Source organism: Pseudodesulfovibrio cashew, assembly GCF_009762795.1.
Taxonomy (GTDB): Bacteria; Desulfobacterota; Desulfovibrionia; order Desulfovibrionales; family Desulfovibrionaceae; genus Pseudodesulfovibrio; species Pseudodesulfovibrio cashew.
The window spans coordinates 1,776,746-1,789,895 of the sequence record NZ_CP046400.1 but is presented as its reverse complement, the minus strand read 5'-3'; the positions used below and the strand labels follow the sequence as shown (position 1 = coordinate 1,789,895).

10 protein-coding genes are annotated in these 13,150 nt (G+C 61.9%); 4 read left to right on the top strand and 6 right to left on the bottom strand.

The features are described 5' to 3' along the window. Positions 1-14: 14 nt before the first annotated feature. The 5 genes from GM415_RS08010 to GM415_RS07990 all read right to left on the bottom strand — a co-directional run bounded on the left by GM415_RS08010 (position 15) and on the right by GM415_RS07990 (position 5,759). Entirely contained in the window at positions 15-194 is a 180-nt protein-coding gene (locus tag GM415_RS08010) for a hypothetical protein (RefSeq protein ID WP_158947296.1), read from the bottom strand. A 6-nt stretch (positions 195-200) separates the two neighbouring features. After that, positions 201-677, bottom strand: a complete 477-nt coding sequence (locus GM415_RS08005; RefSeq protein WP_158947295.1) for a hypothetical protein — start codon at positions 675-677, stop codon at positions 201-203. A 371-nt stretch (positions 678-1,048) separates the two neighbouring features. Further along, positions 1,049-2,368: a malic enzyme-like NAD(P)-binding protein gene (locus GM415_RS08000; protein ID WP_158947294.1), complete on the bottom strand. Its 1,320-nt coding sequence runs from the start codon at positions 2,366-2,368 to the stop codon at positions 1,049-1,051. 266 nt (positions 2,369-2,634) lie between these two features. Then, the gene (locus GM415_RS07995) at positions 2,635-4,560 is read right to left on the bottom strand and encodes a TRAP transporter permease (protein WP_158947293.1); all 1,926 of its coding nucleotides are present in this window, start codon (positions 4,558-4,560) and stop codon (positions 2,635-2,637) included. A gap of 230 nt (positions 4,561-4,790) precedes the next feature. After that, the gene (locus tag GM415_RS07990; protein WP_158947292.1) at positions 4,791-5,759 is read right to left on the bottom strand and encodes a TAXI family TRAP transporter solute-binding subunit; all 969 of its coding nucleotides are present in this window, start codon (positions 5,757-5,759) and stop codon (positions 4,791-4,793) included. Between the two features lie 421 nt (positions 5,760-6,180). Between GM415_RS07990 and GM415_RS07985 the strand changes: the two genes are divergently transcribed. Together GM415_RS07985 and GM415_RS07980 are read left to right on the top strand one after the other, a co-directional pair. Continuing rightward, a complete protein-coding gene (locus tag GM415_RS07985) occupies positions 6,181-6,978 on the top strand; it encodes a substrate-binding periplasmic protein (protein ID WP_158947291.1) in 798 nt (265 codons plus the stop codon). 109 nt (positions 6,979-7,087) lie between these two features. Further along, positions 7,088-7,843, top strand: coding sequence for an RNA methyltransferase (locus GM415_RS07980; protein WP_158947290.1), 756 nt, complete (start codon positions 7,088-7,090; stop codon positions 7,841-7,843). Between the two features lie 16 nt (positions 7,844-7,859). On the opposite strand, the gene GM415_RS07975 is transcribed toward GM415_RS07980, so the two are convergent. Next, positions 7,860-9,149, bottom strand: coding sequence for an alpha/beta hydrolase family protein (locus tag GM415_RS07975; RefSeq protein ID WP_199244344.1), 1,290 nt, complete (start codon positions 9,147-9,149; stop codon positions 7,860-7,862). Positions 9,150-9,316: 167 nt separating this feature from the next. Between GM415_RS07975 and GM415_RS07970 the strand changes: the two genes are divergently transcribed. Together GM415_RS07970 and GM415_RS07965 are read left to right on the top strand one after the other, a co-directional pair. After that, on the top strand, positions 9,317-10,570 hold the full coding sequence (locus GM415_RS07970; RefSeq protein ID WP_242012407.1) for an ABC transporter substrate-binding protein: 1,254 nt from the start codon (positions 9,317-9,319) through the stop codon (positions 10,568-10,570). Beyond that, a complete protein-coding gene (locus GM415_RS07965; protein ID WP_158947289.1) occupies positions 10,567-13,134 on the top strand; it encodes an EAL domain-containing protein in 2,568 nt (855 codons plus the stop codon). The genes GM415_RS07970 and GM415_RS07965 overlap by 4 nt, the downstream gene beginning before the upstream one ends. Positions 13,135-13,150: the final 16 nt, after the last annotated feature.

The window sequence follows — 13,150 nt, the reverse complement described above, 5'->3', positions numbered from 1 at the left end:
CCCGGCGCAAAGGGCTATCGGTCCGCTTTCGTCACGGCTTCGGCAAAGAGCTCGATGTCGCCGAGCACGGCCTCCATGGCCCGCAGGAGCGGCTCGGGAATGTCACCCGAAAGAAGCGCGGCCTCCAGTTCGGCGGGGTCCAGGCCGTTCTGTTCGGCCAATTGCCGGATGGCGTCGCGCCGGGGATCGTCCACGCCGCCTTACTCCTGCACCATGAAACCGTTGAAGATCTTGCCGGTCAGGGAGGCTTCGGGCACTGGCGAGGCGGCCAGGGTCATGCGGCTGGCCTTGCCCACGGGCGAGGCGGGCTTCAGGGCTACGATGTTCCAGACGTTCCTGGTCGAGGACTTGCCCGAGAGGTTGAGGACCTCGGCATTACCGTCCGGGGCGATGGTCAGCACCGTGAAAGTGCGCGTGGCCGTGCCCATGGCCGCATCGGAATTGAAGACCATCATGGAGCACTGGTAGCCCGTGGCCGGGTTCTCCCACTGGACCGGCTGGCGGGTCTCTGCCGTGTCCAGGGCGTGGCCGATGCGCAGCACGTCCGAAACTTCAAGATAGTCTCCCACGTATTCCGGCCCGGTGGACAGGTCCAAAAGCTCTGCGGGAGAGGACTTGCAGCCCTGGGCCAGCATGAGCATGGCCAGGACGGCGACAAGGGTAAGGATGCGTTTCATGATATTCCTGCGATGGTTTTTTCGGAAGCATAGAGGACAATGGGCCGAGGCGCAACGGCGGGCTTGAGGCGGGAAAAACGGAAGTTGAACCGCCTTTCGACGGCGATTGCCAGGTGATCTGATTCGCCTCGTCCTGAGGCTCACCCTTTCAGGGCGTTGCGGAGGCCGCAACGTCAAAACCCGCTGTCCTGCAGATTTGCCGCCTCCGGCGGGCAAGGACTAGCGCCCTTGCATCCCCTTTTTCGCACCGACGGTGCGAGATTAGGCATTCTGATTCTTTTTGTCGTTCAGGAAATCAACTATGTCGCCACTCAAAAAGGCCCCACTCCGAGTTCGGAGCGGGGCCTTGTTATGTCATTCTATGTACGGCTCTAGATGTCGAAGCCGAAGGAGTCGACCACGCCCTTGGTGCGGGCCTTGGAGGCGGCCATGCGCGCTTCCAGGTCCTTGGCGTACTGGTCGAGGTCGAGCTGGACCTTGGCCACGCCGGTGTCCATGGCGGCCTTGGCGACAGCCGGGGCCAGCCAGGTCAGGACGCGCGGATCCAGGGGCTTGGGGATGATGTAGTCGATGCCGTAGTCGAGCTTGTCCACGCCGTAGGCGTCGCAGATGTCCTGAGCCACCGGCTCCTTGGCCAGCTTGGCCAGGGCCTCGGCCGCAGCGATCTTCATTTCCTCGTTGATGGCCGTGGCGCGGCAGTCCAGGGCGCCGCGGAAGATGAAGGGGAAGCCGAGCACGTTGTTGACCTGGTTGGGGAAGTCGGAACGGCCCGTGCCCATGATGATGTCCGGGCGAACTTCCTTGACGTCCGGGTACGGGATCTCGGGGTCGGGGTTGGCGCAGGCGAAGATGATGGCGTTCTCGGCCATGGTCTTGACCATGTCCTGATTGATGGCGTCCTTGACGGACAGACCCAGGAACATGTCCGCGCCAACCATGCAGTCGGCCAGGGAACCGGCGTCCTCGGCCTGGGCGTATTTCTGCTTGAACTCGTTGAGGCCTTCGCGACCGGCGTGGATCAGGCCGCGAGAGTCGAACATGTAGATGTTCTCCTTCTTCACGCCCATGTGCACGTAGAGGTTGGAGCAGGCGATGGCCGCCGCGCCCGCGCCGGAGACAACGATCTTTATGTCCTCGATCTTCTTGCCGGAGATCTCCAGGGCGTTGATGATGCCCGCGGCGGAGATGATGGCCGTGCCGTGCTGATCGTCATGGAAAACCGGGATGCCCATCTCTGCCTTGAGGCGGGTTTCGATCTCGAAGCACTCGGGGGCCTTGATGTCTTCCAGGTTGATGCCGCCGAAGGTGGGCTCAAGCATCTTGCAGAAGGAGACCACCTCGTCAGGGGTCTTGGCGTCGATGTTCAGATCGTAGACGTCGATGTCGGAAAAAATCTTGAAGAGGACACCCTTGCCCTCCATGACCGGCTTGCCAGCCATGGGGCCGATGTTGCCCAGGCCGAGCACGGCGGTGCCGTTGGAGACCACGGCCACGAGGTTGCCCTTGTTGGTGTACTCGTAGACCGTCTCCGGGTCGGCGGCGACTTCGCGGCAGGCCTCGGCCACGCCCGGGCTGTAGGCCATGGACAGGTGCTTCTGGTTGTCGCACGGCTTGATGGAGATGACCTCCAGCTTACCCTTGCGCTTGTCGGAATGATACTTCAACGCCTCTTCTTTAGTGAACAGTGCCATGCTCGGGCCTCCGTAATGGTATAGTAATGGACCGCAATAGTCGGAACCCTGTTCGTAAGGGGGAATTTCCTTTTCCGTCAAGCATATTTTATCCTTGTACGCCAAGGCTTTCCGCCAATCAGGCCCATGCCGACCAACAGGCTTGGTTGAGCGCCCAATCAATTCAAGAGGTTGGACGCGGCGTGCCACTCCCTAGAGCTTCGATGGGCCATGAAAAAAGGGAGCCGGAAAACCGGCTCCCTTTGGGTCACTTGTGTCTGAAACGTCTACGCGGGCGCGCCGCCGAACATCCGCTTCAAAGGAGCGAACCAGATGCCGGACAGGAACCATGCGTATGTAAAGACGCAGACCGCGATGATGGCGAACCACATGGCGATCTGCATGGGCGGGGCCTCCAGGGTGAAGGCCGGAATGTAGGCGAACAGGAACGGCGCCAGGTACAGGAACTTGGCGAACTTGAAGGACGTGAACGCCGTCCGCCACATGTTTGCTCCGGCGATGGTCGCTCCGGCAAAGGCCGCGATGCAGACCGGCGGCGTGATGTTCGAATCCTGGGAGAGCCAGTAGACGATCATGTGCGCGGCCACCTCGTTGACGCCCAGGTGGGTGAGGGCCGGGACCGCGACCACGGCGGTGATCAGATAGGCGGCCGTGACCGGCACGCCCATGCCCAGCACCAGGGATGCCAACGCGATGAGCAGGATGGTGGCGACCAGGGAGCCGTGGGCCAGTTCGATGACGATGTCGGCGAAGGTCAGCACCAGGCCGGAGTACGTGAGCACGCCGATGATGATGCCGATGACGCCCACGGTCGCGCCGATCTTGAGCGAGTTGATGGTGCCCTCGCGCGCGGCCTTGACGAACTGGCCGAGCTCGGACTTCATGCCGCTCACGGTCTGCCGTCGGTAGGCGTAAAGCGCTGCGGCGGCGATAAGGCCGTAGAGCAGCAGGATGCGCCCGGACAGGAACGGACGAATCGCGTCCGCGGCCCCCTTGCCGCCCACATGGCCGATCAGCTTGATCAGCCACGGACACAGCACCATGAAAGTCATGATGCAGAGCAGGGTCGGATCGATGTAGTTGCCCTCGTCCTTGAAGGAGAGGCCGATGCAGATGGCCAGGCCGACAATGGCCGAATAGCCTGGGGAGTAGCCCGCGAGCATGAACACGGTGATGCCGATGAGCGGCAGCGTGTAGAGCCACTCCTTGCGGAAGATTTCCTTGGCCGAGTACTTGTAGCGTTCGCCCACGACGTTGTTCTTCTTGGCCTCGTAGTGAACCATGACGAAGACCGAGAAGAAGTACATGATGGCCGGGAAGACCGCCACCAGCATGATGTGCGAGTACGGCAGGCCGGTCATTTCGGCCATGATGAACCCGCCCGCGCCCATGATCGGGGGCATGAACATGCCGCCGATGGAGGCTGCGGGCTCGATGCCGCCCGCCACATGGGGCTTGAAGCCTGCCTTCTTCATCATCGGGATGGTGAAGGTGCCGGTGGACACGGTGTTGGCGATGGCCGAACCCGAGATGGAGCCGAACAGGCCGGAGGCGATGACCGAAACCTTGGCCGGGCCGCCGACCTTATGCCCAACTGCCGCCAGCGGGAAATCGATGAAGAACCGTTGCGCCCCGCACCGTTCCAGAAACGCGCCGAAGAGCACGAACAGGATGATGTAGGTGGCGAGGACGTTGGCCATGATGCCGAACACGCCGTCGGAGCGGTAGAAGATGGAGGTACACAGCTCCGGGAAGGTCGCGCCCGCATGGGCGATGAGGTCCGGCATGTGCGCCCCGTACATGCCGAAGAGCAGCATGGCCACGCCGATGATGACAAAAACATTGCCGACCACGCGCCGGGCCAGCTCCACGCCGATGAGCACGCCGACCATGGCCATCCACTGGTCCAGTTCGGTCTCGATGCCCATCCGGTAGTTGATGGCCTCGAAGTTCATGATCCAGTATCCCACCGTGACAACAGATGCTGCCATGAGCGCGTAGTCCAACAGGCGGAAGATGCCCTTGGACTTGTAGATCAGGAATATCAGAATATAGGTGATGATGACGTAGACGCCCCGGTGAAACTGCGTTGCCGCAGGCTCGAAAATGGCGGACCAGGAATAGAACAGGACCATGCCCACCGACAGGAAGTCGAAAAGAAATTGCTCGATTTTATTTAACTTGTCGTACATTTCATGCTCATGTCCGCCCTTGTCGGACGGTGCTTAGAAAGATCGCTCACCCTCGCCACTCCCGTGCCGGGGCAAAGACCCGTTCCGCCATTGGGAACGGGACCCGGACCGGGGGACGAGTCCGCATGCGGAAAGGGACCGGTGCGCCTTGCACGCGGACCGCCACCGCGCAACGCCTGGAGCGGGCGGGCCATGCGGCCCGCCCGATATGGTTTGCTGATTGAGTCGGCCTACTTGAGGATACCCTTTTCCGTCCAGAACTTGATGGCGCCCGGGTGCAGCGGAGTGGCCTCGGGGTTCACACCCTTGAGACCGTCGGCAACGGACATGGCCTTGAAGGTCTTCTTCTGGCCGACCATGTGCGCCAGGCCCTCGTCGGACCAGACCGCGGAGAGCAGCTCATAGACGTGCTCGGCCGGAATCTTGGCGTTGGCCACCAGCAGGGCGGAGTCGAAGAAGGAGGGGGTGGGCGTGTCCACGCCGCGGTAGACGCCGGCGGGGATGGTCAGCTTGCCGAAGTAGGGATACTCGGCGAAGTAACCGAAGTCCTCGGCGTCCTTGCCCACGTTGACCAGGGCGATGTCGTTGGTCTGGGCGGCCATGATCACCGCGCCGGAGGGGTAGGCGGTCAGCAGCCAGAAGGCGTCCAACTGCTCGTTGCCGAAGGCCTGGGCCGCGTCGTTGTAACCCATGGCGTTACGCTCGATCTTGTCCCAGATACCCAGGTGGGTGAAAAAGCGTTCGCAGTTGGCGAAGGCGCCGGAACCGGCATTGCCCACGCCGACCTTCTTGCCGACCAGGTCCTTGGCGGAGGTGATGCCGGAGTCCTTGCGAACGACCAACTGGGCGGGCGCGCCGTAGAGGTAGCCCACCACCAGCACGTTCTCGTACTTGCGGGGGTCATTCTTCAGCTTGCCGTTGCGGCCAAGGAAGACCTCGCCGGCGTAGACGGTGGAGAAGGCCACGCGGCCGGCGTTGGTGGTGCGCAGGTTCTCGGTGGAACCGGCAGAGGACTGGGCCTTGACGGAGAAATTGGGATTGTTCTTGATGGGGCCGAAGACCTGAATGCCGTTGGCCACGGTCTGGAAGGTACCACCGGCGGGACCACCGCCGAAGACGTAGCGTTTTTTGGCTTGCGCGGAGACGGACATGCCGAGGATGACGGCGAGCGACAAGACCAGGATCAGAATACGTTTCATGCTTCCTCCTAAGGAACCGCAAAAAGGTTGATATGGACCGCAACTAATTTACCCACAGCATCCGCTGCACGGTAAACCCACCTCGAATGGAGGTTTACTCCATTCAGTAGCATGTTGTCGCACATTTTACCATTCATTTCAACGGATTTTTCCAATTCTCCTATCGCCACTACCTGAATTTATTAGCGTTTCAATATCATTGCTTTTTTTGACCGACTGATCAGTAAATCGGTTTTTCCGGCGCTTTACGCCGCCCGTCCCGGCCTCCGCAAACACCTTTTCACGCCTCTCCCGCTCTCCCCGCTGCCCAGACTGGGACCGGCTGTCATGCAAAGAGACTGCGAACACCGCGCCTGGGACTGCCTATTGCCGGGATTGACTTCTCCAATAGCTCTGATAGATAGAGGACGGGAGACTGTGGATGATAAGAAAACTGCTGACCCTGTTCCTCTGTCTGGCGCTTCTCGGCACCACGCAAACGACGTGGGCGGCGGACAAGGTGAGCCTGAGCATTGGCGAATGGCCGCCCTATTTTTCGGAGGAATTTCCGCATTTCGGTTTTGGCCCTCGCGTCTGTACGGAAGCGTTCCGCAAGGTCGGCATCACCCCCAGCTACTTCTTTCTTCCCTGGAAGCGTTCCTTCGAGGGCGCCCTGCACGGCCGCTACACTGGCTCGCTGGCCTGGCGCAAAAATCCCGAACGGGAAAAACTCTTCTTTTTCAGTGATCCGGTGTTCAACGAAAACACCATCTTCTTCTACCGCCATGGCATCGACTTTCACTGGGATACCCTCGAGGACGTCGGCCATTGGGCCATCGGCGCGACCCTTGGCTACGCCCAGGGGAAAGACCTGGAGCCCTTGGTCCGGGCCGAATGCGGCAGTCTGGAATATGCCCCCTCGGACGAGGCCAACCTGCGCAAGCTCGCCAGGGGACGCATCGACATTTTCCCCTGTTCGGAAAACGTCGGGCGCTATCTGCTCCTGATGCACTTCAAGCCCGAGGAACGGGCCAAGATCAAGTGGGACCCCAAGCCGCTTTACTCGGGAGCGCTTCACCTCATCATCTCCAGGGAAATGCCGAACGGGAAGGAGCTCATCGAGCGCTTCAACAAAGGGTTGCGGATGATGCACGAGGATGGGACCTACGCCCGGTTCGAAAAAGAACTTCTGAACGGAGACGACCTGCCCGCCCTTTATCGCCCCCAGCAGGGGGACTGACCCCTTCCGCGGCCGCAAACCCCGCCGCGCGCCTTTTGACATGCCCGCGCCTTGCGGCTACATGGCATGCTTCCGCACAGCGGACATCCCTTTCATTCGGAGGAAAACAATGCTCGACGAACTCGCCGTGGTCCTGTTCCGGCCCAAGTTCCCGGAAAACGTGGGCAGTGCCGCCCGCGCCTGCCTTAACATGGGCGTGGACAAGCTCATCCTCGTGGCCCCGCAGAATTTCGACCTGGACAAGGCCCGTCCCCTGGCCACGGCCCACGCCAAGCACGTCCTTGAAGGGGCGCGCATCGTGGACACCCTGCCCGAGGCCCTGGAGGGGTTCACGGCGGTATTCGGCACCACGGCACGCACCGGCGGCTGGCGCAAGGGGATCATGTCCCCGTCCACCCTGGCAGGCGTGATCGATGAACGACTGCGCTCCGGAGGCCGGGTGGCCATCGTGTTCGGCCCGGAGGACAAGGGACTGACCAATGAGGAGACCAGCCTCTGCTCGGGGCTGATGACCATCCCCACCAGCCGGGAGGGAACCTCGCTGAACCTGGCCCAGGCCGTGGTCGTGGTCCTCTACGAGTGCTTCAAGAAGGCTCTGGACAAGCCCTTCACGCCTGGCGGACCGCCCGAAGAGCGCCCCACCACCGTGCAGGAACAGGAGGCGCTCTTCGCCAACCTTCAGGAGTCCCTGCTGGCCATCGACTTTCTCAAGGACGACAACCCCGACTACTGGATGCTCCCGGTGCGCCGCTTCTTCTCCAAGATCAACCTCAAGCGTAACGAGTTCAACCTGCTCATGGGCGTCTGCCGCCAGATCCAGTGGTTCGTGCGCGCCCACGGCCCGAAAGGCACGCAGGACCGCTGAACGTCCGCCGAAGACGCTATTTGAGGGTCTCGTCCAGCCAGTCGAGAATCCGCGCCGTCCCGGCGACCAGGGCTCCCACCTGACAATGCCGGTTGGCTTGGTTGCGTCCATGGAAGGCAAGAAATGTTTTGGGGCACTTGAGCCTGTCGTAGAGAGCGCGCGAATCGTCCATGGTCAGGAAGTGATCGCCGTCGGAGCCGATGACCAGGGTCGGGCACGCGATATTTCCGACCACGCCCTCCAGGGAGAACTCCCCCCAGACCTTCATGAACTCCAGCGGCGTCTTCGCGCCGGTGGTGAACATGCCGTTATTGATCCACCAGCGGAAGCCCACGTCTTTTGCCATGAGGGCGCGAAGCTCCCGGTCGGTCCCGGCCGGGTCGGCGAGCATTTCCTCCCACTCCTTGGGTGAAGGCCGTTTTGCACCATAGAGATCGAGCTGTCCGGGGTTTGCCACGCAGGCCGCCAGGCGATGCTCGAAGGCGGCGGCGCGGGGTGCAAGGAAACCGCCCATGCTCAGGCCCATGAGGGCCACCTTTCCGGGGGCCACCTCTGGCCGTTTCAGGGCATAGTCCACCACCGGAGTGACCACCTTCTCCCAGTCCCGGCGAAAATGCAGACCCTGTTCAAGGAGCGCCGCGCCCTGGCCCGGGCCTTCGAAGATGAGCACGTTGTACCCCCGGTCCAGCGCAAACACGGAGGTGAAGTAGAGCTCCTCTCCCGTACCGTCGAACCCGGTCTGCAGCAGCAAGGTCTTCCTGGGGCTGGAGGAACGGTCCGGCTGCAAGAAATAGCCGGGCAAGGAGGTGTTCTCGTACGGGATGCCGACCGCCTCCACGGGTCGGTCCATGAGGGCGGCCGCCCGGCGGAAGGTCTCGCGGCTGAGGCGCGCGGTTTCCACGATGCGCGGATCGGACGGATCGCCGTGCAGAAAAAAGGCGGCGCTACGGTAGTAGTTGCTGGCGCGCAACAGCGCCTCGCGCGCCGAAATCCTGTGGTCCCCGGCCAGGGCGTGGGCGGCATCGGCGCGAAGGCGCTCGGCCAGCTCATTCCAGGCCTTGAACCAGGAGACACCGTCCCCTGGCGCAATCGACCGGGCCGCATGAAAACACTCGTTGATGTCCGCGCCACCGGAAACCGCATAGCCTAGGTTGCGCCGCAGTTCGTAATCATAGGCAACCTCATCGAACACGAGTTCGGTCCCGGACCGCGCCTTCCGGGTTGAGTTCCCTGCGGCGAGAGTCTCGACCGCGAAAACGCAGCCGAGGACGACGGACAAAAACGGGATGAGGATCCGCATGAACATATATTTCTCCTTGCTCATCCCATAATTCAAACAGGGCGAGAAAGGAAGGAGCCGCCATGAATGTGTTGCTCTCCAAACGCTCCGCCCAGGAATGCCGATACCTGATCTTTCCGTGAATATCGGCTCGCCCGGTTGCACTTTCCCTCCATGAGTGGCATTGATTCCCTGTGCCAAATCCCGGTAAAGTAACCAACAAGGCCGCAGTCCTGCTGGCGGCATTTCTTCTGGTGTCCCTGCCCATCAGGGCGGGCACGGCGCATGCAGGACAGGAACCGCCGCTGGTTTTCGGCATGTCGGCGGCCTTCACCGGGGCAAACAGCGAAATCGGCATCGAGTTCTATCGGGGGATCATGGCCTATCTGGAGCACGTCAACGCCAATGGCGGCGTGAACGGGCGCAGGATCGAGATCATGCCCGCCAACGACGGCTACAACCCCAGCCCCAGCTTCCGCAACACGCTCCGTTTCGCTGAGGAGGACGTCTTCGCCCTGTTCTCCTACGTCGGCACTCCCACCACCACCTACGTCCTGCCCCTGCTGGAGAAATTCAACAACCGGGACCTCTATCTGCTCTTCCCCCTCTCGGGCTCCCAGCCCCTGCGTTCACAGCCATACTACCAGTATGTATACAACCTCCGCCCCTCCTATTTCGAGGAAACCGCCAGCCTGGTGCACAAGCTTATTGAAACGGGCCGCAAGCGTATCGCGGTCTTCTACCAGAACGACGCCTACGGCAGGACCGGATGGGACGGAGTGAGGCGCGCTCTGAAAGGCTACGGCCTGCCAATGGCGAGCGATGCGGCCTATGCGCGAGGCGCGGAACTGGACTCGAATTTCACCGAGGAGGTCCGGCTGATCATGAAATCCGAGCCGGACGCCATCATCTGCGCAGGGACATACGCCGCCCAGGCCGCATTCATCCGCGACCTGCGAGACGCAGGGCATACCCTGCCCGTGGCTGGTCTCTCCTTCGACGACAGCGACAAGATGCTGGATCTGCTTATCGCGGAGGGACAGCGCAAGAACAGGGATTACACCACGAGGCTGCTCAACACCCAGGTCGTCCCCAGCTACGAGGCCACGGGATACCGGACGGTCCGCCTCTACCGCATGCTCATGGCGGAATACAGGGAGACGCCAGAGGTATCCGGACCGGAGTATATCCCGAGACGGTTCAGCCATGTCAGCTTCGAGGGTTTTCTCAACGCCATGCTGCTCGTGGAAATGGTCAGGCGCATGGGAGACAAACCGGACCGAAGCAGGATCCCCGAGGCACTCGCCTCCATCAGGGGGTTTGATCTGGGCATAGGCGAACCGGTCAGCTTCGGTTCCGGGCACCAGGGCCTGCACGAGATCTATTTCACCACGGTCAGGGACGGAGCGTTTCTGCCTGTGCTCAACTGGGCGAGGTGGCGCAAGTGAAGGCTCCCAAACTCTTTCTCAAGCCGCTTCTGTTCATGGTGATCATGTTCGGAGTCATCGCACTGGTCTCCTCCCTGACCTTTGCCAACCGCCTCCGGCGCGAAATGACGAGTGAATACGAGTCCAAGGCCATAGCCCTGGCGCAAAGCGTGGCCGATTCCGACATCGTCGACGTCCTGCGGCGGGACGCGGGAAGCACCCAGTCGCGCATCGAACGGTACCGGAGCATCGAAGGCGTGGCCTATGTCCTGGTCACCAACGGCAAGGGCGAGGTTATCGCCCACACCTTCATCCCTAACGTGCCCCCGGCCGTAAAGGAACTGGCCGCCTCCATTCCGAAAAACCTGCCCGAGAGCGGCAAAAAGCTCTACACGGTGGGCAGCGGTAAGGACGCGCACCTGCATGTGGTCGAACCTATTCTGGAAGGGGTGGCCGGGTACGTCCACATTGGGATGGACTCCGCGGCCATCAACAAGAAGATTCGCGAGGCCGTGGTCGAACAGCAGTTCCTCTCGCTGTTGCTCCTGGCCGGAAGCCTCGGCCTGGCCCTGCTCTTTTTCCTGAGCATCTCGCGCCCCCTGCAGCAGTTGACCGACTACGCCCGGCGCGTGGCGGCCAAGGACTTCACCAACGTGCCGGAGATCGACTCCAGCGACGAGGTGGGCCAGTTGGCCAGGGCCATGCAATCCATGGCCCGGCACATCGCCGAACTGGTCTCCGGTCTGGAAGAACGCGTTCGACAAAAGACCCGCGAACTGGAAGAGGCCAGGGACGCCCTCCAGAATACCGTTGAGGAGAGGACCGGCGAACTGCTCAGGACCAACTCCCAGCTCAAGGTGGAAATCGCCGAACGGCGCGTCATCGGCGAGGCTCTCAAGAAGGCCGAAAAGAAATACCGGACCATTTTCGAAAACGCGGTGGAGGGCATCTACCAGACCTCGCCCTCGGGCCGTTTTCTCAGCGCCAACCCCGCTCTGGCCCGCATCCTGGGCTACAATGCGCCCGAGGAGATCACCGGGGCTGTCTACGACATCGGCACCCAGGTCTACATGGAACCGGGACGGCGGCAGGAGTTCGTGCGCCGCATCGCCAAGGACGGCGAGGTCATCGACTTCGTCTCCAAGATCAGGCGGCGGGACGGCCGGATCATCTGGATAACGGAAAACGCCCGGGCCATCTTCGACGAAGACGGCATCCTGGACCACTACGAGGGCTCGGCCGAGGACATCACCCTGCGCAAGAAGGCCGAGGACCAGCTCAAGCGCCAGGCCTTCCACGATCCGCTCACCGGCCTGCCCAACCGCGCCCTGTTCCTCGACCACCTGCGCATGGCCATGGAGCGCGGACGCCGCCGCAGGCACCTCTTCGCGGTCCTCTACATGGACCTGGATCGGTTCAAGATCATCAATGACTCCCTGGGCCATGAAACCGGCGACGAGCTGCTGCGCAGCGTGGCGCGCGTCCTGGAAAGTTGCGCCCGTTCCGTGGACACCGTGGCCCGGTTCGGTGGCGACGAGTTCGCCATCCTGCTGGAAGAGATCACCGCGCCAAGGGATGCCATCACCATCGCCCGACGCATTCTTGACGGAGTGCGCCAGCCCTTTACCATCCAAGGGCACGAAGTCTTCACATCGGCCTCGCTGGGCATCGTGCTCAAGACCGAGGGGTACGATCGGCCCGAGGCCCTGCTCAGGGACGCGGACACCGCCATGTACCGCGCCAAGGAACTGGGCAAATCCATGTTCAAGGTCTTCAACCGCAAGATGCACGACCAGGCCCTCAAGCTCCTGGCCCTGGAGACGGACCTCAGGCGCGCCGTGGACCTGGATGAATTCGTGCTGGCCTACCAGCCCATCGTCAGGCTGGAGACCCGGCATATATCCGGCTTCGAGGCCCTGATCCGCTGGCCCCATCCCGAGCACGGGACCATCAGCCCGGACCGGTTCATCCCCCTGGCCGAGGACACCGGCCTCATCTACGCCATCGACAACCTCGTGCTGAACAAGGCCTGCGAGCAGGTCCGCCTGTGGCAGAAGCAGTTCGGCAACGACGAGTTGACCCTGAACATCAACATCTCCGGCAAGCACTTCGGCCAGGCTATCCTCCCCGGCCAGGTTTCACGTGCCCTGGAGGCGTCCGGCCTGTCGCCTGAATGCCTGAACATAGAGATAACCGAGTCCGCGCTCATGGAGAACCCGTCCGTGGCCGAGGACATCCTCAAGCAGATCAAGAATCTGGGGGCCAACGTCTGCATCGACGATTTCGGCACCGGCTACTCCTCGCTCTCCTATCTCCAGCGTTTCCCCATCGATGTGGTCAAGCTGGACCGCTCCTTCATCAACGACGTGGACGACAACCTGGACAGCCAGGCCATCGTGCGCACGGTCTTCGCCCTGGGCCGGTCCCTGGACCTCAAAATCGTGGCCGAAGGGGTGGAAACGCCTCAACAACTCGCCTTTCTTGAGCGGGAAGGTTGCCGTTACGTCCAAGGTTTCCTATTCTACAAGCCGTTGTTCGCCGACGACGTCGACGAGGTCCTGTCCGGCGATAAACACAGAACCTGACGAAAGCGGGGGTATT